This window comes from Erythrobacter sp. BLCC-B19 (assembly GCF_028621955.1).
In the GTDB taxonomy this organism is placed as follows: domain Bacteria; phylum Pseudomonadota; class Alphaproteobacteria; order Sphingomonadales; family Sphingomonadaceae; genus Erythrobacter.
On record NZ_CP117516.1, the window covers coordinates 1697161 to 1723429 of the forward strand.

At 66.9% G+C, this 26269-nt stretch carries 26 protein-coding genes; 8 read left to right on the forward strand and 18 right to left on the reverse strand.

Going from position 1 to position 26269, the window contains the following annotated elements; translation table 11 throughout:
- The first annotated feature begins 6 nt into the window (after window positions 1-6).
- The 4 genes from ruvA to PS060_RS07940 all read left to right on the forward strand — a co-directional run bounded on the left by ruvA (window position 7) and on the right by PS060_RS07940 (window position 4128).
- On the forward strand, window positions 7-615 hold the full coding sequence (gene ruvA, locus PS060_RS07925; RefSeq protein WP_273986689.1) for a Holliday junction branch migration protein RuvA: 609 nt from the start codon (window positions 7-9) through the stop codon (window positions 613-615).
- Complete coding sequence (locus PS060_RS07930; protein WP_273986690.1) at window positions 615-1385, forward strand: hypothetical protein; 771 nt, start codon at window positions 615-617, stop codon at window positions 1383-1385. The genes ruvA and PS060_RS07930 overlap by 1 nt, the downstream gene beginning before the upstream one ends.
- Window positions 1378-2406 carry a Holliday junction branch migration DNA helicase RuvB gene (gene ruvB, locus PS060_RS07935; protein ID WP_273986691.1) on the forward strand — a complete coding sequence of 343 codons (1029 nt, stop codon included), beginning with the start codon at window positions 1378-1380 and terminating at the stop codon, window positions 2404-2406. The genes PS060_RS07930 and ruvB overlap by 8 nt, the downstream gene beginning before the upstream one ends.
- 240 nt (window positions 2407-2646) lie before the next feature.
- Window positions 2647-4128: a hypothetical protein gene (locus PS060_RS07940; RefSeq protein WP_273986693.1), complete on the forward strand. Its 1482-nt coding sequence runs from the start codon at window positions 2647-2649 to the stop codon at window positions 4126-4128.
- Between the two features lie 79 nt (window positions 4129-4207).
- Here PS060_RS07940 and PS060_RS07945 read toward each other — a convergent pair whose 3' ends face one another.
- From PS060_RS07945 to PS060_RS07955, 3 genes are all read right to left on the reverse strand, one after another.
- Window positions 4208-4708, reverse strand: a complete 501-nt coding sequence (locus PS060_RS07945) for a rhodanese-like domain-containing protein (protein ID WP_273986694.1) — start codon at window positions 4706-4708, stop codon at window positions 4208-4210.
- Between the two features lie 8 nt (window positions 4709-4716).
- Entirely contained in the window at window positions 4717-7389 is a 2673-nt protein-coding gene (gene acnA / locus PS060_RS07950) for an aconitate hydratase AcnA (protein ID WP_273986696.1), read from the reverse strand.
- Window positions 7390-7511: 122 nt separating this feature from the next.
- Complete coding sequence (locus tag PS060_RS07955; RefSeq protein WP_273986697.1) at window positions 7512-8402, reverse strand: DMT family transporter; 891 nt, start codon at window positions 8400-8402, stop codon at window positions 7512-7514.
- Window positions 8403-8564: 162 nt separating this feature from the next.
- Between PS060_RS07955 and PS060_RS07960 the strand changes: the two genes are divergently transcribed.
- Window positions 8565-9932, forward strand: a complete 1368-nt coding sequence (locus PS060_RS07960; RefSeq protein ID WP_273986698.1) for a L,D-transpeptidase family protein — start codon at window positions 8565-8567, stop codon at window positions 9930-9932.
- A 9-nt stretch (window positions 9933-9941) separates the two neighbouring features.
- On the opposite strand, the gene PS060_RS07965 is transcribed toward PS060_RS07960, so the two are convergent.
- From PS060_RS07965 to ispG, 6 genes are all read right to left on the reverse strand, one after another.
- Window positions 9942-10385, reverse strand: a complete 444-nt coding sequence (locus PS060_RS07965; RefSeq protein WP_273986699.1) for a hypothetical protein — start codon at window positions 10383-10385, stop codon at window positions 9942-9944.
- Window positions 10385-11086 carry a murein L,D-transpeptidase catalytic domain-containing protein gene (locus tag PS060_RS07970; protein WP_273986700.1) on the reverse strand — a complete coding sequence of 234 codons (702 nt, stop codon included), beginning with the start codon at window positions 11084-11086 and terminating at the stop codon, window positions 10385-10387. The genes PS060_RS07965 and PS060_RS07970 overlap by 1 nt, the downstream gene beginning before the upstream one ends.
- A gap of 70 nt (window positions 11087-11156) precedes the next feature.
- The gene (locus tag PS060_RS07975; protein WP_273986701.1) at window positions 11157-12080 is read right to left on the reverse strand and encodes a histone deacetylase family protein; all 924 of its coding nucleotides are present in this window, start codon (window positions 12078-12080) and stop codon (window positions 11157-11159) included.
- 9 nt (window positions 12081-12089) lie between these two features.
- Complete coding sequence (locus tag PS060_RS07980) at window positions 12090-12635, reverse strand: manganese efflux pump MntP (RefSeq protein ID WP_273986702.1); 546 nt, start codon at window positions 12633-12635, stop codon at window positions 12090-12092.
- Window positions 12632-13123 (reverse strand): thioredoxin family protein, encoded by a 492-nt coding sequence (locus PS060_RS07985; protein ID WP_273986703.1) that lies wholly within the window; start codon window positions 13121-13123, stop codon window positions 12632-12634. The genes PS060_RS07980 and PS060_RS07985 overlap by 4 nt, the downstream gene beginning before the upstream one ends.
- Window positions 13124-13140: 17 nt before the next feature.
- Window positions 13141-14289 carry a flavodoxin-dependent (E)-4-hydroxy-3-methylbut-2-enyl-diphosphate synthase gene (ispG, locus tag PS060_RS07990; protein WP_273986704.1) on the reverse strand — a complete coding sequence of 383 codons (1149 nt, stop codon included), beginning with the start codon at window positions 14287-14289 and terminating at the stop codon, window positions 13141-13143.
- Between the two features lie 219 nt (window positions 14290-14508).
- Between ispG and PS060_RS07995 the strand changes: the two genes are divergently transcribed.
- Entirely contained in the window at window positions 14509-15246 is a 738-nt protein-coding gene (locus PS060_RS07995) for a hypothetical protein (protein ID WP_273986705.1), read from the forward strand.
- Between the two features lie 46 nt (window positions 15247-15292).
- Entirely contained in the window at window positions 15293-16243 is a 951-nt protein-coding gene (locus tag PS060_RS08000) for an alpha/beta hydrolase fold domain-containing protein (RefSeq protein WP_273986707.1), read from the forward strand.
- A gap of 4 nt (window positions 16244-16247) precedes the next feature.
- Here the strand turns inward: PS060_RS08000 and PS060_RS08005 are convergent, their stop codons facing one another.
- Window positions 16248-17198: an SDR family NAD(P)-dependent oxidoreductase gene (locus PS060_RS08005; RefSeq protein WP_273986708.1), complete on the reverse strand. Its 951-nt coding sequence runs from the start codon at window positions 17196-17198 to the stop codon at window positions 16248-16250.
- A gap of 15 nt (window positions 17199-17213) precedes the next feature.
- A complete protein-coding gene (locus tag PS060_RS08010) occupies window positions 17214-17726 on the reverse strand; it encodes a GNAT family N-acetyltransferase (RefSeq protein WP_273986709.1) in 513 nt (170 codons plus the stop codon).
- 73 nt (window positions 17727-17799) lie between these two features.
- On the opposite strand from PS060_RS08010, the gene PS060_RS08015 reads away from it, so the two are divergent.
- A complete protein-coding gene (locus PS060_RS08015; RefSeq protein ID WP_273986711.1) occupies window positions 17800-18876 on the forward strand; it encodes an isoaspartyl peptidase/L-asparaginase family protein in 1077 nt (358 codons plus the stop codon).
- A 104-nt stretch (window positions 18877-18980) separates the two neighbouring features.
- Here PS060_RS08015 and bla read toward each other — a convergent pair whose 3' ends face one another.
- From bla to PS060_RS08050, 7 genes are read right to left on the reverse strand one after another with little or no spacing between them, the layout of a single operon-like run.
- Window positions 18981-19913 carry a class A beta-lactamase gene (bla, locus tag PS060_RS08020; RefSeq protein WP_273986712.1) on the reverse strand — a complete coding sequence of 311 codons (933 nt, stop codon included), beginning with the start codon at window positions 19911-19913 and terminating at the stop codon, window positions 18981-18983.
- The gene (locus tag PS060_RS08025) at window positions 19910-20833 is read right to left on the reverse strand and encodes an RDD family protein (RefSeq protein WP_273986714.1); all 924 of its coding nucleotides are present in this window, start codon (window positions 20831-20833) and stop codon (window positions 19910-19912) included. The genes bla and PS060_RS08025 overlap by 4 nt, the downstream gene beginning before the upstream one ends.
- The gene (locus PS060_RS08030) at window positions 20830-21909 is read right to left on the reverse strand and encodes a stage II sporulation protein M (protein WP_273986716.1); all 1080 of its coding nucleotides are present in this window, start codon (window positions 21907-21909) and stop codon (window positions 20830-20832) included. Before PS060_RS08030 ends, PS060_RS08025 begins: the two co-directional genes overlap by 4 nt.
- Window positions 21909-23282, reverse strand: a complete 1374-nt coding sequence (locus PS060_RS08035; RefSeq protein ID WP_273986885.1) for a DUF58 domain-containing protein — start codon at window positions 23280-23282, stop codon at window positions 21909-21911. Before PS060_RS08035 ends, PS060_RS08030 begins: the two co-directional genes overlap by 1 nt.
- 6 nt (window positions 23283-23288) lie before the next feature.
- Window positions 23289-24251, reverse strand: coding sequence for an AAA family ATPase (locus PS060_RS08040; protein WP_273986718.1), 963 nt, complete (start codon window positions 24249-24251; stop codon window positions 23289-23291).
- Entirely contained in the window at window positions 24248-25531 is a 1284-nt protein-coding gene (locus tag PS060_RS08045) for a DUF4350 domain-containing protein (RefSeq protein ID WP_273986720.1), read from the reverse strand. Before PS060_RS08045 ends, PS060_RS08040 begins: the two co-directional genes overlap by 4 nt.
- Window positions 25528-26226: a hypothetical protein gene (locus PS060_RS08050; protein ID WP_273986721.1), complete on the reverse strand. Its 699-nt coding sequence runs from the start codon at window positions 26224-26226 to the stop codon at window positions 25528-25530. Before PS060_RS08050 ends, PS060_RS08045 begins: the two co-directional genes overlap by 4 nt.
- Window positions 26227-26269 lie beyond the last annotated feature (43 nt).

Consider the following 26269-nt stretch of genomic DNA (forward strand, 5'->3'; position numbering starts at 1 on the left):
CAAAACATGATTGCGAAGCTCTCAGGCAGGCTCGATGCGACCGGCGAGGACTGGGCGATCGTCGATGTCGGCGGGGTGGGGTATCTGGTGCACTGCTCCAGCCGCACCCTCGCCGCGCTGGGCGAGGTGGGGGAGGCCTGCACCGTCCACACCGAATTGCAGGTGAGCGAGAACGACATGCGCCTGTTGGGCTTTGCCGAGCAGGCTGAGCGCGACTGGTTCCGGCTGCTGACGGGCGTGCAGGGCGTGGGTAGCAAGGTGGGCCTCGCGATATTGTCAGCCCTTTCCACCGGAGAACTGCGCGACGCCTGCGGCAAGGGCGACGCGGCGATGGTGGCGCGGGCGCAGGGCGTGGGGCCGAAGCTCGCGGGCCGGATCGTCAACGAGCTGAAGGACAAGGCGGGCGGGATGCCGGGCGGCTCGGGTGGGTTTGCGGTCTCGGCTGCCGCCGCCCCTGCAGGCAGCAAGGGCGCGGATGCGGCGAGTGCACTCGAGAACCTCGGCTTCAAGCCTGCCGTCGCGGCACAGGCCGTGGCCCGCGCGCTGGAAGAACTGGGCGAAGGCGCGAGCGAGGGCGAGCTGATCCGCGTGGCACTGAAGAAGGCGGCTGGGTGATGCGGCAAATCAATCCCATATACATCGTCTCTGGGTGTCTTTTTTTGGTTGCGTTGACTATTTTTGGGTCAGCGCCACATTCGCCTTCGTTGAGTAATTGGCTCCAGAAGTGGCAGGCTTTGATTGGTTCCGTCTTGGCCCTGATTGGTGCTTATTGGACTGTTTCAAAGATTTCTCAGCAAATCGAGCACAGCGAAAAAGTGGAAAGCCGCCGAGTGCGTCGCGCCTACGAAGGGCGGCTAGCCACACTGCCATTGGTGCTTTCAAGCGCTACAAGTTATGCCGACGATGTTGTGCGGGCGTTGTCCGAGGCGCGTCGGATCATGAAAGGGAGCGGGTCGAGAAGGTTGACCGGCCAGTGGTCTCCACCCGTTTTTCCGGGTGACCTTCCTAGCGAGCTAAGATCGTTCATTGAGGTTTCGGATCATGAAGGTGCCAACCGACTTGTGGCCGAGCTTTTGCGTCAAATACAAACGCTAGATTCGAGATTATCGTCTCTCGTAAGTGAGGAGGACGTTTATCGCATCGGAATCCTTAGGAACATTGCAGAATACCAGTTGCAAGCTTCAAAGGTGAAGCAGCTTTGTGGTGCTCTTTTCCCTTTTGCTCGTGATGAGACTGCTGAATTGCCTAAAGTGCTACCGAGGCTGCGGGTTGTAGAAGCACTGCTCTTCATCGATGATGATGCTGAGGAAGATCCTGATTTTCAGAAAATGCGCGACATCTTCTTATCAGTCCAACGCCCCTGGTGGCCGCCTGTTCGTGACTGACCCCCTCCACTCCCCCACCCGCCAACCCGGCGACCCCGACGCCGCGCTCCGCCCGCGCCGCTTGGCCGAGTTCGTCGGGCAGGAAGCCGCCAAGGGCAACCTCGCCGTCTTCATCGCCGCCGCGCGCGCGCGGGGGGAGGCGATGGATCATACCTTGTTCTTCGGCCCCCCGGGCCTCGGCAAGACCACGCTGGCGCAGATCATTGCGGGCGAGCTGGGCGTCGGCTTCCGCGCCACCTCCGGCCCCGTCATCGCCAAGGCGGGCGATCTTGCCGCGCTGCTCACCAATCTCGAACCGCATGACGTGCTGTTCATCGACGAGATCCACCGCCTCTCGCCTGTCGTCGAGGAAGTGCTCTATCCCGCGATGGAGGATCGCGCGCTTGATCTCATTATCGGCGAGGGGCCGAGTGCGCGCAGCGTCCGCATCGACCTGCCACCCTTCACCCTGATCGGGGCGACCACGCGGCAGGGGCTGCTGACCACGCCCTTGCGCGACCGCTTCGGCATCCCGGTCAGGCTCAACTTCTACACCCATGAAGAGCTGGAGCGCGTCGTCACCCGCGCGGCGGGGCTGATGGGCCTCGCCATCGCGCCCGACGGGGCGCACGAGATCGCCCGCCGTTCGCGCGGGACGCCGCGGGTCGCAGGCCGACTGCTCAGGCGCGTGCGCGACTTCGCCGATGTCGCGGGCAGCAGCACCGTCACCCGCGCGGTGGCGGACGAGGCGCTGACCCGGCTGGAGATCGACCGGCTGGGCCTTGACCTCATGGACCGGCGCTACCTCACCATGATCGCGACGACCTACAAGGGCGGCCCGGTGGGAATCGAGACCCTCGCGGCGGGCCTCGCCGAACCGCGCGACACGGTGGAGGAGGTGGTCGAACCCTACCTCATCCAGCTGGGTCTGGTGGCCCGCACCGCGCGCGGGCGGGTGCTCAACGATGCCGGATGGGCGCATCTGGAACTGCAACCGCCCAGAGAATCACCCCCGGCCCAGTCCGGGTTGTTCGAAGACTGAGTCGTTTGCTCCGCCAGCCGGCGCAGCGTTAACCCTGCGGCTAACACACCCCGTTTTTCGGTGCCAGTTCGGGACAGCCCGCCCGAAATCCCATGATTCCGGCCCGATTCCGGGACTCCGGCGGGCTGCAACACGGTTAACCGGATTGCCCCTCGGCGGCATCTGACATCAATAGAAGGCTGGATTTGGGGGAGGTGCGGGCTGTCCGCACCCACCGCACAGACAACAGGGTTAACGACTATGTCGCTCAAACTGGCCATCGCGAAGCTCTCCGCCGCTGCTGCGGGTGTGGCATTGTTGCAAGGCGGCGCCGTGCGCATGGCCGAGCCGATGAACACCACCGCGCCGGACTTCTCGACCAACATCGACCCCAAGCTGGTCAAGGTCGATCCGGTCACGGGCGCACGCTACATCAAGACGCGCGAACGCGTGATCCCCGAGCCTGAGCAGCGCCGTCGCCGCATTGTCGAGCGCACCATCGAGTGTCAGCCGGTTGGCCCGGCGGGCGCAGTGGCTGCGGGCGCGGCCAGCCGTCCGGCCGGTGCGGTCGAAGCCTATTACGACGCCAATGAGTGTCCGCCGATCGCGCAGGTCGCCTATATGCCCGCGCCGCTTCCCCCGCTCCCGCCGATTTCGGGCGGCGGCGGTGCCGGTGGCGGCTGGGGTGGCGGCTTCGGCGGCGGCTTTGGCGGCGGTTTCGGCTTTGGCGGTGGCTTCTTCGGCGGCTTCTTCGGCGGCGGCGGGTCGTCGTCGGGCGATGTGTCGGTCTCGACCACCACCTCGACCTCGGGCGGCAGCAGCAGCAGCGGATCGAGCGGCGTCGTGGTCGATATCGACATCGACAATTCGACCTCGACCACCTCGTCCTCGGGTCAGATCAGCTCGACCACCACCTCCTCGTCGGGCACGGTGACCTCTTCCACCGGACAGGTGTCGAGCAGCACTGGCCAGGTTTCAAGCACCAGCACCTCGGGCAATGTTTCGTCGTCCACGGGCGCGGTGTCCTCGTCGGGCAATGTCTCGTCCTCGACCGGAGCGGTGTCGTCGTCCGGCAACGTGTCCTCGTCGACCGGCGCTGTTTCGAGCAGCACCGGCGGGGTGTCGAGCTCCTCGGGCAACGTGTCGAGCAGCACTGGCGGGGTCTCGTCCTCGACGGGTGCCGTCTCCAGCTCGTCGGGCAACGTCTCCAGTTCCTCGGGCAATGTCTCGAGCTCGTCCGGCAATGTGTCGAGCTCCTCGGGCAATGTCTCCAGCTCCAGCTCGTCGTCTTCGTCTTCTTCGTCGAGCTCGTCCTCGTCGTCCTCGTCATCGTCTTCCTCCTCGGGCGGCGGCAGCAGCGGCAAGCCGGGCGGCAGCTCGGGCGGGTCGGGGTCTTCGTCCTCGGGTTCGTCCTCGTCCTCGTCGAGCAGCTCGTCTTCGTCCTCGGGTGGTGCGACCAGCGGCGGTTCTTCGGGTGACATGACCAGCAGCACCAGCAGCTCGTCGTCTTCGTCGTCGTCCTCGTCATCCTCGTCGTCGAGCAGCGGCTCTTCGGGCAGCAGCGGGTCTTCGGGTTCGAGCTCGTCGAGCGGGAGCAGCAGCAGCAGCAGCTCGTCGTCCTCGTCGAGCAGCAGCAGCTCCTCCTCGTCCTCGGGCGGTCACGATGTGCCTGCGCCGCCGATGATGGTGCTGTTCGGCCTTGCCGCCGCAGCGGTGCTGGGCCGGCGCAAGTTCCTCGGCTGACGCTGAGGAACCCGCACAAGCAAAAAGGGGCGGCCCGTCGATCGGGCCGCCCCTTTTGTTTGTCCGCTACGAACGCGCCCTAGGGCTGCTTGGCAACCGGCTGGCCTGCGGCTTCCCAGGCGAGGATGCCGCCGTCCAGATGCTCCACCGGCGCGCCGGTATGCGCCGCCAGTTCCTCGCCCGCCATCGCAGATCGACGGCCTGAGCGGCAGTACAGCACCACCTCGCGCCCGTCGCTGAGATCGAGCGCGGCGGGATCGAAGCGGTCGAGCGGAATGTGTTCAGCGCCGGGGATCGTGCCCTCGGCCACTTCGGCATCGGTGCGCACGTCGATCAGGCGGATATTGCCTTCGGCCAGCTTGGCGGCCAGTTCCTCGGGCGAGAGCGCGACGAGCGGCGAGGCGGGGGCAGGCGCGGTGGTCGTTTCGCCATCCGCGCCCACGCGCATCATCGCCAGTTCGAACCCGAAAGGCGCAGATGCGCCCTCAGGCTGCTGGCCCTGCGCCTCGCCCGGTTCCTGCCCGCAGGCTGCCAGCAGCAGCGCAGGCGAGAGCAGAAGGGTGAGGCGGCCGAGTGTCATGCGGCTCCTTATGCCGCAAGCTTGCGCAGAACGTAATGGAGAATCCCACCGTGGCGGTAATATTCCATCTCGTTTGCGGTATCGATCCGGCACAGCGCGGTGAAGCTGAACTGGGTGCCGTCCTCGCGGGTGACTTCGACGGTGACGTCCTGACCGGGGGTCAGGTCGGCAAGGCCGCGGATCGAGAAGGTGTCGGTCGCGCTGAGGCCGAGGCTCGAACGGGTGTCGCCTTCCTTGAACTGCAGCGGCAGCACGCCCATGCCGACGAGGTTCGAGCGGTGGATGCGCTCGAAGCTCTCGACGATCACCATCCGCACGCCGAGCAGGATCGTGCCCTTGGCTGCCCAGTCGCGCGAGGAGCCGGTGCCGTATTCCTTGCCGCCGATGACGACGAGAGGCGTGCCGTCGTCCTTGTGTTTCATGGCAGCGTCGTAGATCGCCATGGTCTCGCCGCCATAGGTCGAGAAGCCGCCTTCGACGCCCGGGACCATCTCGTTCTTGATGCGGATATTGGCGAAGGTGCCGCGCATCATCACTTCGTGGTGGCCGCGGCGCGAGCCGTAGGAGTTGAAGTCCTTCTTGGTGACCTGATTGCCCATCAGGAACTTGCCCGCCGGGCTGTCTTCCTTGATCGAGCCGGCCGGCGAGATGTGGTCGGTGGTGACCGAATCGCCGAGGATCGCCAGCGGCTTGGCATCGACGATGTCGGTGACCGGCGCCGGGGTCATGGTCATGCCCTCGAAATAGGGCGGGTTGGCGACATAGGTCGAACCGGCGCGCCACTGGTAGGTGTCGGACGGTTCCACGGTGATCGCCTGCCAGTGTTCGTCACCATCATAGACGTTGGCGTAGCGCGATTCGAACATCGAGCGGTCGATGTTGGCGGCGCGGTGCGCGGCGACTTCGGCGTTGGTCGGCCACAGGTCGGCGAGCATGACGTCGTTGCCGTTCTGATCCTGCCCGATCGGCGTGGTGGTGATGTCTTCGGTGACGGTGCCCTTCAGCGCATAGGCCACCACCAGCGGCGGCGAGGCGAGGAAGTTGGCGCGCACGTCGGGCGAGACGCGGCCTTCGAAGTTGCGGTTGCCCGAGAGCACCGAGGCAGCGACGATATCGTTGCCGTTGATCGCGGCGCTGATCGGCGCGGCGAGCGGCCCCGAGTTGCCGATGCAGGTGGTGCAGCCGTAGCCGACAAGGTCGAAGCCGACCGCATCGAGATGCTCCTGCAGGCCCGACTTCACGAGGTAGTCCGTCACCACCTGCGAGCCCGGCGCGAGGCTGGTCTTGACCCAGGGCTTGGGCTTCAGGCCGCGCTCGTTCGCCTTCTTGGCGACGAGGCCGGCGGCGATCAGCACATCGGGGTTCGAGGTGTTGGTGCACGAGGTGATCGCGGCGATCACCACGTCGCCGTCGCCGATGTCGTGGTCCTTGCCTTCGACTGCCACGCGCGCAGCTGCGGCCTTGCCGTAGACCTTGGTGAGATCGCCGTTGAACAGGTCGTCAACGTCCTGCAGCACGACCTTGTCCTGCGGGCGCTTGGGGCCGGCGAGGCTGGGGACGACGGCGGCCATGTCGAGCGACAGGGTCTTGGTGAAGACCGGCTCGTTCGCCGGATCGAACCACATCCCCTGCGCCTTGGCATAGGCTTCGACCAGCGCGATGTTCTCTTCGCTGCGGCCGGTCAAACGCAGGTAATCGAGGGTCTTGTCGTCGATCCCGAAGAAGCCGCAGGTCGCGCCGTATTCGGGGGCCATGTTGGCGATCGTGGCGCGGTCAGCCAGCGTCAAATTGGCGACACCAGGGCCGTAAAACTCGACAAAGCGGCCCACCACGCCGACTTGGCGCAGCATCTGCACGCAGGTCAGCACGAGGTCGGTCGCGGTGACGCCTTCGGCCATCGCGCCTTCGAGGTAGAAGCCGACGACTTCCGGGATCAGCATCGAGACCGGCTGGCCGAGCATCGCGGCCTCGGCCTCGATCCCGCCCACGCCCCAGCCCAGAACGCCAAGGCCGTTGATCATGGTGGTGTGGCTGTCGGTGCCGACGCAGGTGTCGGGATAGGCGACCATCACGCCGTCCGGGCCTTCGGACGACCACACCGCGCGGGCGAGGTGTTCGAGGTTCACCTGGTGGCAGATCCCGGTGCCCGGCGGCACGGCGGTGAAGTTCTTGAAGCTCTTGGAGCCCCACTTGAGGAAGTCGTAACGCTCGGCATTGCGCTCATACTCGAGCGCCATGTTGGCTTCCATCGCCTTGGGGTGGCCGAATTCGTCGACCATCACCGAGTGGTCGATCACGAGGTTCACGGGCACCAGCGGGTTGATCTTGGCGGTATCGCCGCCGAGCTTCTTGATCGCATCGCGCATCGCGGCGAGGTCAACCACGCAGGGCACGCCGGTGAAGTCCTGCAGCAGCACGCGCGCGGGGCGGTACTGGATTTCCTCGCCGGTGGTGGGGTTGTTCTGCCAGTCCACGACCGCCTGAATGTGCTCACGTGCGACGGTGAAGCCGCCGTCTTCGAAGCGCAGGAGGTTTTCCAGCAGCACCTTCATCGAGATCGGCAGCTTGCTGATGTCGCCCAGCTGTTCGGCGGCCTTCGCCAGCGAGTAGTAGGCATATTGCTTGCCGTTCACGTCAAGCATCTGGCGCGTGCCGAGCGAATCCTGGCCGATTGCGGTCATGGGAGAGGTCCGTCCTTTCGAGGTTGTCCCGCCCCCGATCCACCAAGGGCGTGGGAATATCGTCGCCGCACCTGCTCCGCTTCGCGCGCGAGGTCAAGGGGGGTTCCCCTAGGACAATCGTCTCACACGCTCGCGGCTGCGGCCCGGCGCTGCGGGCGGGTGGCGAGCCAGCAGCCGGTGACGATCAGCGCCGTGCCTGTCAGGGTTGGCCAGGTGACCGGTTCGCGGAAGAACAACCAGCCAAACGCGGCCGCCCAGACGAAGCCCGAATACTCGGTCGGCACCAGCACATTGGCTTCGGCACGGGCATAGGCCCATGCAATCGCGAAGGAGCCGGCCACGGTCAGCGCGCCTGCCACCAGCAGCCATGGCAGCACGGCGGCGACCGGGGTCTCCCATGCAAAAGGTGCGAGCGTCAGCAGCACCAGCCCGCCGACGCCCGAATGGAAGGTCGCGATCTCCAGCGGCCCGGCGACCTGCGCCTGCCGCCGGATGACGATGAAGTTATAGGCATAGAGCAGGGCCGAGACGAACACCGAGGCGACGCCCCACGCGGCCTTTTCGTCAAACGCGCCCGATCCGATCCGCCCGCCGACGATCACCAGCGTGCCGGCAAAGCCTAGCAGGCTGGCGAGGATCGCTGCCGAACTGATCGTCTCGCCCAGCAGCACCCGCGCCAGATAGAGCGCGATCAGCGGGGCGATGAAGCTCAAGGCAATCGCCTCGGCCAGCGGCAGCAGGGTGAGCGAATGGAAGAAGGTCAGCGCCATGAAGGCCGACACCACGCCGCGTTCCAGATGCAGCTTCAGCACAGCCCGGCTCGGCATGGCCGGGCGGCGCGCGAGCCACACGGGCGCGATCAACCCCGCGCCGATAAAGGCGCGCAGCACCGTGGCGGTGTACGCCCCGATCATCAGCGCGGCCTCTTTCATGAAGGCATCCATCAGCGACAGAAAGCCCACGCCCGCCAGCGCGGCGGCAAAGGGCAGCAGGGGAGCGCGGTGTGCGGACATGGGCGCTCCATAGGGGTGTGTGCGCGCAAGGTCACGCCTGTGCACATTAATCGCGGCGAAAGCGAAGGTGGTTGATAGGGGGAGCCCGCAGCCTGTATGACACAGGCCACGGTAGGGCGCAGCGCAAGTCATGCGCGCGCGGGGCGAAAAGGCAGTTTTGTAATGAGGTTTCCGGGCAAATTCGCAGGTAGCATCGCAGTTGCGGCGCTGGTGGCTGGCACCGCGTGGGCACAGGACGCCGCCGCGCCCGCACGTCCCGCCAGCAGCACCCAGCAGGGCGGCCCGGCGCGCGCCAGCGTGGCCGAGACCTTCGGCCAGACCCTGTCCGAACCCGTCGTGCAGCCCATGGCCCCGCTGGTGCAGAACTGGACGGTCGGTCAGGCCGCGCAGCTGGTTGCGGTGATCGAGGGGATCGGCGCCGAAGGGCTCGATCCCAAGGATTATGATCTCGAACCGCTCAAGGTCGCGCTCGCGGCGGGCGCGTCGAAGGAGCTGAACGAGCTTGCCTCGCAAAGCTTCGTCTGGCTGGTCGAGGATCTGCGCGACGGGCGCACGCCGATGGACGCGCGCGAACAGTGGTTTGTGGTCGATCCCGACCGCGACCTCTATCGCACCGGCGATGTCATGGCCGAAGCGCTCAAGACCGGCGACATCGCGGGCGCGCTGATGAAGCTCAACCCGACCCACCCCGATTACGCCAAGCTGAAGGCAGAGCTCGCCGCGACCTCGGACGGTCAGACCGCCAGGCGCAAGCTGATCCGCGCCAACATGGATCGCTGGCGGTGGCTGCAGCGCGACCTCGGCTCGCAATATCTCATCACCAACGTGCCTGAATTTCAGCTGCGGCTGACGGTCAAGAACAAGATCATCAGCACCTATCGCACCATCGTCGGCAAGCCGGGGCGCACCGCGACCCCGCAGCTGGCCGAGGTGGTCGAGGGCGTGGTGTTCAACCCGACCTGGACCGTGCCGCAATCAATCGTGAAGGGCGAAGGCCTTGGCGCGCGGGTGATCGGCAACCCGACCTGGGCCAAGCGCAACGGCTATGTCGGCACCAAGTCCGCCAATGGCACGATCACGGTCGTCCAGCAGCCGGGGCCGGGCAATTCGCTGGGCCTGATGAAGCTCGAAATGCCCAATCCGCACGCGATCTTCTTCCACGACACGCCCTCGCGCCACCTGTTCGGCAACGAATTCCGCGCGCTGAGCCACGGCTGCGTTCGCACCGAACGCGCGCTCGAACTGGCGATGACGATGGCGATTCTCGGCAAGGGCGGCACCAAGGAGGAGGTCGTGGCGATCTCCAAGTCGGGCAAGTACACCAAGGTGATGCTCGAAAAGCAGTGGCCCGCCTATATCACCTATTTCACCATGGCGTCCGACATCAACGGGCAGATGTCGACCTTCGCCGACATCTATGGCCGCGACAAGCCGGTGCTCGCCAGCCTCGACAAGCCGCGGGTGCGCAACCGCACCAATGTGGTCGATGATGAGGTGATCGTGATCGAGGACGACCTGCGCGACAGCTAGGTTCTGACCCTAGGCTGGCTCGCGTCTCTCGCGGGTCAGCCGCCACCACAGGACGACAGCTGCGCCCCATGCGAAGGGCGTGGTGAACAGGAAGTCGGCAGGCTCGCGCCATTCGTCCCAGAAAAACAGGCGGACACAGGCAATCTGAGTGGCGGTGGCCGCTGCCAGGCAGATCGCAAGCGCCGCCCACCGGCCAACCCGCAGGTGGTTGATCAGCGCTCCGCTGACGAGGCCGAAAATGATCGTGCAGGGCGCGACGACGAACAGGCTGAACGCGCCGATGCCGAGTGGCCCCAAGATCAGCGACAAAGGCTCTTGCACAAATGGCTCATCAACAATGTGGGCATTAAGCCCAATGGTCAGAGCGACGCCGCCGATCAGCGCGCCGCCCAATGTCGCCCAAATCAGCGCGACGGCGACCTGATCCGCCGTGCTGCGCCGGACGGCCGACATCAATAGCCGCTGATCGAGGGTCGGGGGGCGAAGTCGAGCGGGCGGCGGTCGATCATCGCGAGTTCGGGGACGGGCTGGATCGAGCCGTCTTCCTCCAGCCCCAGCGAATCGGCAAACAGCAGCCGTCCGCCCGACAGGTGCAGCAGCGCTTCGCGGAACTGCTCGGTGCCCATCGCGAAGCACCCGTTGGAGCGCCCGAGGCGGCCCCAGCGTTCGAGGTGCGACGTTTCGGCATAGTCGGCGTGGTGCATCACGATATAGCGTTGCAGCGCCGCGTCATTGGTTGCATCCAGCCCGCCGAGGCGCACCGAGGTGCCATAGCGGCCCTTGTACCATTCCCACGTGACATAAGCCCCGCGGCTGGTGGCGTTGCTGCCTTCGGTGTTGCTGAACTGCTTGAGCCAGCCGTCGTGCTGCGGGTCGGAACCCTGGCCGTGGCTGACATGATAAGACTGCACTTCGCCCCGCTCGAGGTTGACGAAGTGGAAGCGGGGCTTGGCCGAATGGAGGCCGAAATCGGCGATCCCGACGATGTCGTGTTTCCAGATCGCGTTGCCTGCACGCGCGAGTTCACGCCGGGCGATGTCGAACAGGATACGGTCGCGCGGGGTGCCGGGCATGGCCTGAGCGAAGGCGCGCGGGGGCAAGGCCAGTGCCGCCCCGGCTGCCAAGGTGCCCTTCAGAATGTCGCGACGTATCATTGTGCCCTAACGTAAACGGCGGACCTTGCGTTCCCAATAAGGGTGCGCAACGGTTCATCGCAGATGTGCCTCAACTCGTGGAGGATGGTGCCGAAAACGCGCTGTTTGCATCGGCCATCGCCAGCATCGAGGCAGCGTGGCGCGCGGCGACCAGACGCGGATCATCGCCGTAGCCGCCCCCCAAGGCGCTGGCGAGGGGCAGCCCGTGGCTGCGGCATGAGGTCACCACGAAGCGGTCACGCAGCGCCAATCCCGCATCGCTCAACCCCAGCCGCCCAAGCTTGTCATCGCGGTGCGGATCGACGCCCGCCTGATAGAGCACGAAGTCCGGCGTGAAATCGGCGAGCACCTGCGGCAGGTGGCGGGTGAGGGCTTCCATGTAGCCATCATCGTCCAGCCCGTCCGGCAGGCCGACATCGAGGCTCGAGCGGGCCTTGCGCACCGGAAAGTTCTTCTCGGCATGAAGCGAGAGGGTGAAGATGTCCGCGCGCCCGGCCGTCAGGCTGGCGGTGCCGTCTCCCTGATGCACATCGAGGTCGACGATTAGCACGCGCGCGGCGCGGCGTTCGGCGATCAGGCGGTTGGCGGTCACCGCAAGGTCGTTGAACACGCAATAACCCGCCCCGGTATCGTGCAGCGCGTGGTGGCTTCCGGCGGCGGAGTTGGCGGCATAGCCGTGGCGCATCGCCAGCTGGGCCGCGAGCCACGTCCCGCCATTGGTGTGTCTGACCCGCGATGTGATCGCCGGGGTGACGGGAAAGCCGATGCGGCGTTCCTTTTCGCGCGGGACTTCGGCGCGGAAGACTTCATCGACATAGGTGGGGCAGTGGACGGCTTCGAGCCATTCGCGCGGCATGGGCTGGGGCGCGTGTTCGGTGATGGGGGCGCCGCTGCTGCGCAACTCCTCCATGACGAGGTAATACTTGTCGAAGCGGAAGCTGCCGCGCCCGGGCCTTGGGGCCATATAGTCGGCGTGGTGGACGACGTGGAGCATCGCCCCGTCTCAGAGCCAGCCCGAATGTTCGGCGAGGATCTTGCACCCCAGCCCGATCAGGATCACGCCCCCGATGCGCTCGGCCCATTCGCCCAGATGATCGCCCGCGCGGCGGCCCAGCACCACGCCCGCAGCGCTCAGGGCAAAGGTGACAAGGCCGATAAGGGCCACGGCGGTAAGCGGGGCAACAGCGAGGGTCGGCAGCGTGATCCCTGCCGCCAGCGCATCGACGCTGGTCGCCACCCCTGCCACCAGCAACGCTGTGCCGGTGAGCGCGCGGGCGGCCTCTTCCTCGCCGACATGGCCGCCGAGCATCCGCACGCCGAGGAAGGCGAGCAGACCGAAGGCGATCCAGTGATCGACCGCCGCGACATAGGACAGGGCAAAGGCTCCGATCCCCCAGCCGATCAGCGGCATGACCGCCTGAAACACCCCGAAGGTCGATGCGATGGCGAAGCCCCCGGCAGGCGAAGGCCGGAACCGCGCGCCTTGCGTGAGGGCCACGGCAAAGGCGTCCATCGCGAGGGCGAGAGCGAGGAGGAGGGCGGCGATCATTGCTGCGACGGAGCCGTGCTTTCAGCCAAAGCTGCCAGTTCCGCGAAGATCGCATCCTCGGAGCGGCTCGCGGCATCGCGCCAGCTGGCGGCGGTATCGAGGTTCACCGCCGTGCCATCGGCATCCAGCACCAGCAGCGCGGGCGTGCCGACCATGTCGGGAAGCCCGAACCGGCGGGCGATGTCGAGATTGCGGCCCTCGTCCGTCTGAGGCGAGCCGACGTCGACGAAGACCACCTCGTAACGCGCGGCGGTCAGGGCGGCGAAGCGCGGGGTTTCGAGCCATCCAGCCAGCGCGCGGCTATCGTGGCACCAGTTCGCGCCCAGCACCAGCATCACGCGCTTGCCGCTGGCCGCGGCGCGGGCGAGCGCGGCATCGACATCGGCCAGCGCGTCAGCCCCGGCATCATACAGCCGCGCTTCGGGATGCGCTGCAAAGGCGGGCGCAGGCGCGTTCGCGCAGGCTCCCAGCATCAGCGCGAGGGCCATAGCCAAAAGGGCGCGGATCACTCGGCGGCTTCGGCGGGTGTCGCGTGGGGATCGAAGGCGGTCGCCTCGCCCCGCTCGATCGCGGCGGCCTTTTCCTCGACCAGCTTGACGATGTGTTCGAGCATCGCCTCGTCGTCGATGGCGTGGGCCTTCATGCCCGACAGATAGACCATGTGCTTGCCATTGCCGCCGCCGGTGAGGCCGATATCGGTCTCGCGCGCTTCGCCCGGGCCGTTGACGACGCAGCCGAGCACAGAAAGGCTCATCGGGGTCTTGATGTGTTCGAGCCGTTTCTCGAGCGTTTCCACGGTGCGGATCACGTCGAAACCCTGCCGCGAGCATGAGGGGCAGCTGACCACGCGCACGCCGCGAGTGCGCAGGCCGAGCGCTTTCAGCATCTCGAAGCCGACCTTGATCTCCTGCTCGGGCTCGGCCGAGAGGCTGACGCGGATGGTGTCGCCGATCCCGGCCCACAGCAGCGAGCCGATGCCGATGCTCGACTTGACGGTGCCGCCGATCAGCCCGCCCGCTTCGGTAATCCCGAGGTGCAGCGGGCAATCGACCGTTTCGGCCAGCCCGTGATAGGCTGCGACCGCGAGGAACACGTCGGAGGCCTTCACCGCCACCTTGTATTCGTGGAAATCGTGATCCTGCAGCAGCTTGATGTGATCGAGCGCGCTTTCGATCAGGGCTTCGGGGCAGGGCTCGCCATATTTTTCGAGCAGGTCTTTTTCCAGGGAACCGGCGTTCACCCCGATGCGGATCGCGCAGCCATTGGCCTTGGCGGCGCGCACCACTTCGGCGACGCGGCTGGCCGAGCCGATATTGCCGGGGTTGATGCGCAGGCAGGCCGCGCCGGCATCAGCCGCTTCCAGGGCGCGCTTGTAGTGGAAGTGGATGTCGGCCACGATCGGGATGCGCGCCGCGCGGGTGATCTGCTTGAAATTGGCGGTCGATTCTTCCGTGGGGCAGGACACGCGGATGATGTCCGCGCCCACTTCCTCGCAGCGGCGGATCTGGTCGATCGTCGCCTTGACGTCTTCGGTGGGGGTGTTGGTCATGGTCTGCACGGTGATGGGTGCATCACCGCCAACGGGGACATTCCCCACCATGATCTGGCGCGATTTGCGCCGCTCGATCGTGCGCCACGGACGGATGGAAGACATGGGGCGGCATATAGGCCGCAAAGCCTTGTCAGGCAATGACCAGCGGGCGTGCGGGCCTGCCTGAGGCACTTAATACCACTCCTGCAAACTGTCGCAGATTGGTGCAGCGGCCACTTTCCTCGTTCGCGCGGCTCGGCCGGAAAGGTATTTGTTACACATCGGGGACTAACCCCTGACCTGCCACAAACGGACGGCGCACCACCAGGACGGGACATTGCCATGATCAACCCACGCGAATTGTGGACGACAGGCCTCGAGATTGCGCGCTCGCGGGCGCTGCACATCGCCTTGATGGTGGTGATCCCCTATGCCTGCGTGCTGGTGGGTCTGGATGTCGCGGCGCATTACGGCGATGCCACCGGCGCGGCGCTGCCGGTGCAGTTCTTCATGTCGCAGGACGGCTCCTTCGCGGAATTTCTCGAATATTCGCTGACCACCGCGGCGGCGGCGTTGCTGTTTCTGGTGTGGCTGCGCAGCCGGGCGACCGTGTACCTGACAAGCGCGATCCTGTTCGTGTGGCTGACGCTCGACAACTGGGGCGAGATGCACGAGCAGCTCGGCTTCTTCCTTTCGGCGGATATGCCTGCCTTCAGCTGGCTGCCCGTTCATGCCAATCATCTGGCCGAAACGCTGGTGTTCGGCATCGTCGGCATGGTGTGGCTGGCAGGCATGGCGCTGGCACTGCGGCAGGCGGACAAGCGCGCCGCGATCCACGGCGTGCTGATCGCGGCCTGCATTGCCGGGGCGGCGGTGTTCGGGGTGGCGGTGGACATGGTGACGTCGTGGGGCGAGCATACCCCCGGCGTGCTCAACCTGCTCGCCTTCATCGAAGACGAGGGCGAGTTCGTGATGATCATCGCCATGTTCGCGGTCAGCGTCGGCATTTTCGATGTCGAGCGCCGACGGCTGGCGCATACCGATCAAGGCCAGGGCGCGTTCAATCCCGCCAGCGCTTGACTTGGCTCTCCCGCGCGGCAGTCTGCCGGGCTGAAGGGGAGAGACCATGCTGACCGATACCGCCAATGAACTGCGCTCGCCTGCGCCCAGCCTGCTGATGCGGGGAATCAAGTGGCTGGTGAGCCGCCAGACGCCGGTGTTCCCGCTCGACGAGGCGGGCTTTCATGCGGCGATGGCGGGCAGAATGCTGCCGCTCGACGCGCCGATGCCGGAGGGGTTCCGCAAGAAGTTCGCCGTCGAGGAGCGCGCATTGCTCGGCCACAAGGTGGTGACGCTGCATCCGAAAACGGGGCCGGGCCAGTGGCACATGATCTATTTTCACGGCGGCGGCTTTGTCCGGCCGATGTTCAAGGTGCACTGGCCGCTGGTCGCCGAAATGGTGAAGCGCTGCGGAATCAGTGTCACCGTGCCGCTCTATCCGGTGGTGCCCGAGGCGAGCTATGCCGCGCAGGATGCGCTGGCGGATGCGGTCTGGGCCGATCTGGCCGCGCGGCACGATCCAGCGCGGATCATCCTCAATGGCGATTCGGCGGGCGGGCACATGGCGCTGGCGCTGGCGCTGCGGCTGGTGGCGGCAGCCAAGGAGACGGGAGGCCCGCTGCCGGGCAAGCTGGCCTTGTTTGCCCCATGGCTTGATCTCGGCCTTGCCGACCCGGCGATCCGCGCGGTCGAACCGCATGATGTGATGCTCAAGATCGGTACGCTGCGTGCCTGCGGGGCTCTGGTGGCCGAAGGCCGCGCGCTGGATGATCCCGCCGTCAGTCCGCTCTATGCCCCCGCCGAAGCGCTCAGCGCACTGCCCCCGACCCGGATATGGACGGGGCGGCACGACATCTTCATCGTCGATTCGCGCAGTTTCCTCGGCCGCCTGCGTGCAGCTGGCGTGGATGCCAGGCTCTACGAATACGAAGCCGCGCCGCACGTCTTCATGGCGATCCTGCCGACTCGCGAGGCGAAGGATGCGCTGGGGCTGCTGGCGGAGTTCATCGCGAGCTAGCTAGCTAGCTCGGGTAGCGCACCCCGGTCAGTTCCTCGCTCATCGCCCACAGGCGGTCGGCATAGCTGGTGTTGAGCGCGTAGGAGCGCACGCCGCCGGTGGCGCTCTCGTCGTCCACCGCGGCGACGTGGCAGTCCTCGCAATAGACCCCGCCCTTGCCTTCGAGCTCCGGCGCGGTCGCCGCCCAGCAGCTGGTCGCCGCGCCCTGGGGGATGGTCTTCCACTGGAAGCCGGTATCGCGCGAGGTGACCCGCGCCATCAGCGCCTCGACCATTTCGGGGGTCATGTGGCGGCCGAGATTGGTCTGGATCCCGCCCGGATGCACCGCATAGGCGTGGATGCCGAGCACGGCATAGCGCGCCTCGAGCCCGACCGAGAACAGCACATTGGCGGTCTTGGAATGGCCATAGGCGATCCACGGATCATAGGCGCGGCGTTCGAAGAAGGGGTCGTCGAAGTCGACGGGGGCAAAGTGGTGCCCGCGGCTCGAGAGGTTGACGATGCGCTTGAGGTGCCCCTTCTCGATCAGCGGGAAGAGCTCGCCGGTCAGCGCGAAGTGGCCGAAATGGTTGGTGCCGATCTGCATCTCGAACCCGTCATGGGTGTGCAGGAGCGGGGTCGCCATCACGCCGGCATTGTTGATGAGAATGTCGATCTTGTGGAACCGCTGGCGCGCGCGGGAGGTGGCGGCGCGGATGTTTTCGAGGCTGGTCAGGTCAAGCGTGATCGTATCGAGTTGCGCCTTGGGATGCTGGCTGCGGATCGCGGCGACGCTCTCGTCGAGCTTGCCCTGATCGCGCCCGGCCATGATGACCTGCGCCCCGCGGCTGGCCATGGCGCGGGCGGTTTCCTGCCCGAGGCCCGAATTCGCCCCTGTGACGAACACCGTCCGCCCCGACAGGTCGATGCCCGCCAGCACATCATCCGTGGTGCTGGCCCAGCCAAATCCGCTCATGTCCCTCTCCCGCTGCTATAGTTTCAATTCGTAGAGATACTCCGGATCATAGTGGTCGCCCACCTTGAAGGTGATGTCGGCCAGCTTGCCGAAGCCATAGCGCTGGTAGAACCGCTGCGCGCCGAAGTTTTCGGCATAGACGCTGAGCAGGATCGCATCATGCCCGTGCTCGCGCGCATGGGCGAGCGCCCAGTCCATCAACTTGGCGCCAATCCCGTGGCCGGTGTGGGTCGGCAAGGCATAGAGCTGGCCGAGCTCCAGCGGCTTGGCGGCATCGGAATAGGCGGTGAAGCTGCTGGGGAAGCGCAGCTTGCAAAAGGCGACCAGCTTGCCATCTTGCTCCACCAGCCGGTGGGTGCAGGTGCCGCCCGCAATCTCGCCCGCGACCGCCTCGGGCGCGTGGACTTCGGCGAGGAAGCCTTCGAGGTTTTCCTTGCTGTAAAGGTGCCCGAAGGCGGCGATGAAGGTCTCGGCACCCAGCGCGGCCAGCGCGGGGGCATCGTCGAGGGTGGCGGGGCGGTAGATCATGCCTCGCCCTAGCGGTTGGCACGCGCGCTGTTAAGCTGGCGAAAGCCGCAGGGGCGCGTTACACCTTCCGGCCATGAAGAACCTCATTGCCGCTGTCGCGCTCGCCCTCATGTCCCACGCTGCCATGGCAGAGGACGCGCCCAAATGGTCGCTCGCCATTCACGGCGGCGCGGGCACGCTCGATCCCAAGGCGATGACACCCGAAAAGCGCGCGGCCTACGAGGCGGATTTGCAAGCCGCGCTCGATGCCGGGTCGAAGATCCTCGCCGATGGCGGCGATGCGATGGACGCGATCAAGGCGGCGATCATCATCATGGAGGATTCACCGCTGTTCAACGCCGGCAAGGGCGCCGTGTTCACCTGGGACGGGACGAACGAGCTCGACGCCTCGATCATGGACGGGCGCGATCGCTCGGCGGGTGCGGTTGCGGGGGTGAAGACGGTGAAGAACCCGATCCTGCTGGCCGACACGGTGCGCACCCAGAGCGAGCACGTGATGCTGATGGGCGCCGGGGCGGAGGCCTTTGCGCTGGAAAAAGGCTTTGCTGTGACCCCGCCTGAATATTTCGCCACCCCCGCGCGGCGCGAGGCGCTGGAGCGGATGAAGGCGAAGAAGCTTTCGGCGCTGGATGTCGATCACAAATTCGGCACGGTGGGCGCGGTGGCGCTCGACATGAAGGGCAATCTGGCGGCGGGCACATCAACCGGCGGGATGACCGGCAAGCGCTGGGGCCGCGTGGGCGATGCGCCGGTGATCGGCGCGGGCACCTATGCGGATAATCGCGCCTGCGCCGTCTCGGCGACCGGGTGGGGGGAGTATTTCCTGCGGGTTGGCGTGGCGCACGAGATTTGCGCGCGGTTGCGTGCTGCGCGGGCCATGAACTGGCTTTCGTTTGACAACAAGGGTGCCCCCATCGCACCGGAAGCTGAGGATATCGCCCAGACCGTGCAGGACGTTGCTGACGCGGTGATGTATGATGTAGCCGAGCTCGGCGGAGATGGCGGGGTGATCCTCGTCACGCCCGAGGGCCATGCGATCTTCAGCTTCAACACCACCGGCATGTATCGCGGCCGCGCGACCAGTGCCGGGGTCAACGAAGTGGCGATCTTCGGCGGCGAGGAGAAGGCGTCGGCGACGCCGGATCATTGATCTTAGCCCCGTTCGTGCTGAGCTTGTCGAAGCACCGTCCTTCGCGTTGACCACGGCGCAAGAGAAAGACGGCCCTTCGACAAGCTCAGGGCGAACGGTGCTTGTCAGTATAGCTTGCCCACCACCGGCAGCCCGCGTTCCGGCTCGGCGAATTCCTTGATGATGCGGCCGATGCGGGCGAGGGTTGCCTGTCCGGAATCAAGCATCTCGTCCACGCTCTGGCGCGCGCGGAAATAGCAGGCGAAGGTTATCGGCCCTTCGCCCTTCGGCCCCTCGGCGAAACCGATGTCGATGTAGTTGTAATCGGTGCCCACCAGCCCGCTGGTGCCGGTCTTGTCGCCCGCGACCCAGCCCTCGGGCAGCCCCGCCCGCACGCGCTTGAGGCCGGTCTGGGTCTCGACCATCCAGCCTTTCAACTCGGCGCGCTCCTTCTCGGGCAGCACGTCGCCATAGACGATCTTCGCCACGGTGCGCGCCATGGCGGCGGGCGTGGTGGTGTCGCGGAATTCCGCCGCCGTGACGAGGTTCATCTCCGGCTCGTAGCGGTCGACCCGGCTGACCTCGTCGCCGAGGCTGCGCCAGAAGGCGGTCAGCCCCGCCGGGCCACCGAGTTCGCGCAGCAGGATATTGGCCGCCGGATTGTCCGAGGTGGTCTGCGTCGCCCGCGCCAGCTCGCGCAAGGTCGCGCCCGTCGCCATCCTCTCGCGCGTGAAGGGCGCGTGGTTGATCATATCCGCCTCGGTCCACATCACGTGCCTGTCCGCATCGATCAGCCCGGCGGCATGGCGTTGCAACAGCAGTGCGGCAAGGCTGAGCTTGAACGAGGAGGCATGGCCGAAGCGCCGGTCGCGGTTCAGCCCCACCGACAGGCCGGTGGCGGTGTTGAACAACTCCACCCCCAGCGTGCCGCCGCCCGCCGCCTCGATGATGCGCAGTTCCGCCGCCAGTCGCCCCAGCGGGCTCTGGTCGGGCGGGATGCAGGCGCCCGCGCCCAAAGCCAGCGCGCCGCCGATGAAGTGTCTGCGATCAATCGTCATGAGTGCTTGTCCGCCTTGCGTTTGCCGAAGCGCATTTCGCCTTCGAGCCGGCCCCGCAATTGCGCATAGTAGGCCTCGAGGAAAGCCCGTTCGTCGCCCGCGCCCGGATCCCAGCCGATCTTGCGGCAGATCGTGGCGTGGACCGCCTTGAGCGCATCCGGCTGCGATTCGCGCAGCATCCGCTCAAGCGTCTGGAGTTCCTTTTCGCCATAGACCGATAGCTCCGCCTCGCCGAACTCATAGCGCACGCCGGTCACGTTGCTCGCGCCTTCGGCGGCAGCGGCGCCCGTGGTGCTGAGCACGGCGGCCAGCTTGGTGCGGGGCGCCTCGACCACCCAGGTGCCGGCGATCACATCACCTGCCCGCAGCGAATCGCGGTTGAAGAAGGGAAACAGCAGGAACAGCGCGAACCAGCCCGCCGCCACCCAGCCGAGCTTGCCGTTGTCCTGCCCCATCGTGGCCATCACCAGCAGCACGGCGAGCGCCACCAGCGGGTAGAATATCTCGATGTCCCGCAACAGGTTGCGAGCGATCACCGCTTCGGGGGTCAGCCGCGCCGTGCCGCGCGCGGCGATGCGGATGCCGACGATGCGCTTGCCCAAGGTCGCCCCGCGCGGGCCCAGTTCCTGCACCAGGAAATAGCCGTACCAGCTGGCGAATCCGACCAGCGCATAGAGGATCACCAGAAATTCGAGCGCGCCGCCCGCATCGCCCTGCAGATCGAAGCCAGCGCTTTCCAGCAGCCCGCCGACGATCATCTGCATCAGGATCTGGAACAAGGTCAGGCTGACCATGATGATCATCACATCGATGATCAGCGCGCCCGCCCGCGCGGCGCGGGAAGCGATGGTGATCGGCAGGCTCAGGCCTTCCGGCGTGATATGGGTGCGGGTGCGCCGGTCGGGGGTGCGCGCGCTCATGCCGCGTCTCCCAGCGCCGCGTCGGCGGGTGGGGCGGGGCGGTAAAGGAAGAAGTAGGTGATCCAGAACAGCAGCATCGTGCCGCCGATCACGAAGCGGCTCGATGCACCCTCGACCAGCTGTCGGGGGAAGGCTTCGAGCAGCGCGGCGACCACCATCATGATCACCACGCCGACCATCACCACCGCCGAGCGTCGCCCGGCAGCCGCCGCCGAGGCCAGCACCGGCAGCTTGCCCGGAAAGGCCATCGACCGCCCGATATGCAGCCCCGCCGCGCCTGACAGCATGATGCCGAACAGCTCCGTGGTGCCATGCACGCTCAGCCATGCGGCCAGATCGACCAGCAGCCCCTGCCCGTCAAACAGCCACAGCATCGCGCCCAGCATCGCCAGATTGTGCACCAGCAGCAGCAGCGAGGGGATGCCGAAGGCGAACCCCAGCGCAAAGGCGAGGATGCACACCGCCGAATTGTTGCTGAACAGCTGCGCGGCAAAGGCGGACAGGCCCGCCGCGTTGTCTTCTGTGGCGAGGCTCTGCAGCAATTGTTCGCGGCTTGCGCCGGGCAGGCGGGTCTCGCCCGGGCTGGCGGGGAACAGGCGATAGTACCACGCCTGATCCTGCGCCACGAGCAGCCAGCCGACAACCGCGCCGGCCACCATCACGAACAGCGCGATGCAGATGTCGAGCCACAAGGCTCTGACCGCGCGGCTCCATCCGCCGAGCAGGAATCCGCGCAACCAGCGGATGAAGCCCGAGCGCGGGCCATAGACCTGGAACCAGGCGCGCTGCACCAGCCCTTCGAGATAGGCCAGCGTTGCTGCATCGAGCGACGTCTCGCGCGCGACCGAAAGCGAGGAGGCCGCGGTGCGATACAGCGCGGGCAGCGCGATCAGATCGGCGTCGGCGATCTTCCTGAGGCCGCCCTTTTCCATCCGCGTGACAAGCTCGTCGAGCCGCCGCCACTCGCCTTCGCGCTCCAGCCGGAAACGGTCGGAGCGCAGCGTGGCGCTGGCAATATCGGGCGGCGCTTCCACCGCGCCGCGCCCGAACCACGAGGAGATGATCGGTGCCTTCATCAGCCGATCGCCTCGCTGCTGCGGATCGCCAGATAGCGGTCGATCAGGCGCGGGCCGATCCGCTCCCACGGGGCCTCGAGCACGTCGATCCCCAGCCTGCGCAGCCGGGTCAGCACCAGCTTTCTCTGCTGCGCGAGGCTGTCGGCGGTGACCGAGCGGGCGAGGGTGGCGATGTCGCCGGGCGGGGCGGCGATCAGATCCTCCACCTCGCTGTCGGCCATGGTGACGAACAGCACCAGATGCTTGTTCACCAGCCGCCCGAGGCTTTCGACCATCAGTTCGGCGGCGGTCGGATCGGTGAAATCGGAGAACACCACCACCAGCGAGCGGCGCTTGAGCTTGGCGGTGAGGGTGGCGAGCGCGAGGGTGAAGTTGGGTTCGACCGGTTCGTAATCCAGCCCTGCGGCCGCGCTCTGCAAGCGGTGGAAGGCGCGGGCGTCGGCGATGAAGGGGGTCATCAGCTGCGGCCTTCGAGCAAAGCCGAACAGCGCGACCTTGTCCCCGCCCTTCAGCGCGACATAGCCGCAGGTCAGCGCGGCGCTGACCGCGCGGTCGATGCGGGGGAGGCCGTCGACCGGCTCGCACATCGCTTGCCCGCAATCGAAGGCGAAGACGATCTGGTTGTTGCGCTCGCTCTCGTTCTCGCGGGCGTAGAGCCGGGTGTGGCGCGCGCTCGCCTTCCAGTCGATGCGGCGGCGGTCCATGCCGGGCTCGTATTCCGAGAGCGCCTCGAACTGCGTGCCTTCGCCCCGGATGCGGCGGTTGATGAGGCCGATCTGGGCGTTTCTTAGGAAGGTCTGCAAGTCGGGCGAGCGGACGGGCGACAGATCGGGCCAGATGCGCACCGGCTTGTCGAGGCTGTAATCGACCTGCCGCGCGCCAAGGCCGAGCGGCCCCTCCCAGCGCATCCACGCGCGCTCCACCTGCGCCGTGCCACGGCGGGTGGGGGTGAGAGTGGTCTGGCCGCGCCAGCCTTCGCCATTGGGGACGCGACTGAGCGCGAAGGCGATGCGGCCTTCATCCGCCAGACGCGCGTCGCAGGCGAGCGCGGCTTCGGCGCGTCTTGGCTGGCGGCCCGCAAAGCGCGCGGTGATGGCGAGCACGCTCGGCTGGCCGACCTCGATGTCCTCGCCGGTGCGAATCTCCCAGCCTTCGAGCTTGCCGGTCAGCACACCGTCCAGCGCGATCAGCAGCAGCAAGGCTCCGCCGAGGATCGGCGCGATCACCCAAGCGCCGGGAGCCGTGGCGGCGATCACCACCGCGACCGGGGCGAGGCCCGCCGCGATCCACGCCGCGCGCTCTGTCGGGGCGACGATCAGCAGCGGCCGTAGGGGCAGCAGCAGGATGTTGAGGACAAGGCGGAAGGCGCGAATCACGGCTTAGCGCGGCGCCTCGGTCGCTTCGACCAGTTCGGCGACCAGTGCCTCCATGTCGCGGCCCTCGATCTCGGCAGCAGGTGAGAGCGTCAGGCGGTGGCGCAGCACCGGCACGGCGAGCGCCTTGACGTCATCGGGGATCACGTAACTGCGCCCCTCCAGCGCCGCGCGGGCGCGGGCCGCGCCTGCCAGCAGCACGGCGGCGCGGGGGGATGCGCCCACCGTCAACTCGCTGTGGTCGCGGGTGGCGCGGATCAGGCGCACGACATAGCGGGTGATCTCGTCCGCCACCGTGACCTGCGACAAAGCCCCGCAGGCCGCGGCGATCCCGGCGGCGTTGGTAACCGCGCTCACGCCCAGATCGGCGGGCCGCTGCGGGCCTGAACGCTGGCCATAGGTGGTCACGATCCGCGCTTCTTCCTCCTCGGCGGGGTAAGGCACCAGCAGCTTGAACAGGAAGCGGTCAAGCTGCGCTTCGGGCAGGGGATAGACGCCCTGGTTCTCGATCGGGTTCTGGGTTGCGACGACCATGAAGCTTTCGGGCAGCGCGTAGGTTTCCCCGTCCAGCGTCACGCGGCGTTCCTGCATCGCCTCCAGCAGCGCGGCCTGGGTCTTGGGCGGGGTGCGGTTGATTTCGTCGGCCAGCAGCAGATCGCAGAAGATCGGCCCGCGCGTGAGGGTGAACTGGCTGGTCTGGAAGTTGAACAGGTTTGAGCCGAGGATGTCGCCCGGCAGCAGATCAGGGGTGAACTGGATGCGCCCGAAATCGAGGCCCAGCGCGGTCGCGAAGGCATTGGCGAGGAAGGTCTTGGCGGTGCCCGGCGGGCCTTCGAGCAGCACGTGGCCTTCGCTCAGCATCGCGACCAGCAGCATATCGACCAGCCCCTCCTGCCCGACAATCGCCTTGGCGATTTCGGCGCGGATGGCGGCCGTCAGGCTGCGGACATCGTCGAGGGTCATGGTCATCGGGTGGATTGTCCCTGTTGCAAGGTGGTGGCGAGGTCATCGAGGCTTTGCGCTGCGGCGAGGATTTCGGCGGGTTTGCTGGCCGCCTCCAGTCGCGCGGCGCGCTGGGTGAAGGGTTCGGCATCGGGCAGGCGGCGGGCAAGCGCGGCGTCGATCGCGGCGGGATCGGCGCGGGTCAGGCCGAGCCGCTCGGCGATGCGGCGGGCCGACAGCGCGGCATAGGGCGCGCCCAGCAGGGCAAAGCGCCGCGCGCGCAGGATCAGCCCTGCGCCATTGGTGATCAGCTGGCGCTTGCCGAAGGCGATGTCAGGCCCCGCGCTGCTCGCTGCCGGGCCAAACCGCATGAAGGCGCGCCAGCCGACGATCAGCAGCGCCACGATCAGGCTGAGGGTTGCTGCAAGGAAGGGCGGACGGAAGGCGAGGGTGAGCAGGTTCTCCTGCCCGCCAAAGCCGTTGAGCGTAAGGTCGAACACCACGTCGCCGGTCGAGGCTTCGTCGGACAATTGCTCGACCAGCGCCACGGTTGCTGCGGCGCGGTCGGCATCGGCGAGGCCGTAATTATTGGCCATGTCAGGCTCGACAAGGAAAGCCACCGGATAGGCGGGATTGCTGGGGAAATCCCGCGCGCCCTTGGTCATGAAGGCCAGAAGATCGCCCGCCTCGTCCGAAATCAGCGGGGCGAATTCGTGCGCGGGCACGGCATGGAGCGTGGTGCCCGTCGGCAGCTTGCCCGATCGCTTCATCCCGCTCCAGCGCGTGCTCTCGCCCTTGAACTTGTGCTCGAACGCAAAGGGCCGTCCCAGTTCCTGCGTCCAGCGAGACGGCTGCGGCGGGCCGAGCATCACCCAGCCGGGCTTGAACTTCGCACGCACCTTTTCGGGCAATTGCTGCGGCGGTTCCAGCGCCCACCATTTCGACAGGATCACCAGCGTCGGCCCGGTAAAGGCGCGCTGTTTGAGCAGCTTGGTGATTTCCTCGGGCTTGGCTGTCGGCGGCGGGGTGAGGATCAGCAGGCCCGTCGTTTCCAGCCCGCCCCGTCTGCGCGAGCGTTCGACATCATGGCCCTGCGCCTCGACCAGCCGGACGAGGCCCGCATAGCCGTTCAATCCCTTGCTGACCGCATGGGCCTGCCCGCCCCCGCCGGAATTGCCGTCGATCTCCTCGCCCGCTCCCAGCAGATAGAGCAGCGCGAGGAACAGGGCAAAACCGCCCGCGACCAGCGCGAACACACCGAATTTCGAGAAAGCGCCGCTGGGGCGCGCAGCTGCGACGGCGGTCATGCGGCCTGCCCTCCGATCCGGGCGAGCGCGAATTCGGCATAGGCGGCGCGCGCGGCTTCCCAGTCCGCGCGGGCCAGCGGGCTGAGCGCGAAGAGCGAGCGTTCGACCCGCTCGGTAATGACCCGGAAGGCGGCGCGTGCGGCATCGGGCAGGGCGGGCAGCGCCGCCAGTTCGCGCGCGGTGCTCGATGGCTCGACCCAATCGGGGCGCACGGCGGCGATGTGGCTGACAGAGCGCTGGAGGAGCAGGTGGGTCGCCTCGTCGAAGCGGCCCTCTGCTGCCAGCCGGTCGGCATCTTCCAGCAAGGCCTGAGAGGCGGCGGCATCGGGGCGCCATTCCTCGGCCTGGGTCGCGTCAGACGATTTGGCCGCGCCGCCGCGACCGGTGCGCGCCGCGACCAGCCGTGCCAGCAACACCGCTGCGGCCAGCGCGACCACGCCCAGCACCACCCATTGCAGCCACCACCACGACCCGCCCAGCGATCCGCCGACAGGGCCGAGCAGATCGGCCAGCCATTCCAAGAAGTCAGCGAGCGCGCGTTCGAACCAGCTGAGTTCGCGCGGAGGGATCTCGGGGATTTTGACCGGGTCGAACTGGATCGTCCCGTCGCCGCGCAGCTCCTGCCAGCCTGCGGGCGACGATCCGCCTGAATTGGCGAGCGTTTCTGACGAAGGTTTTGCGGCCGCTGCGGTCATCCCTGACAGGTGGTGGCATGGTGCCTGCCTGCGCGCAACGGGA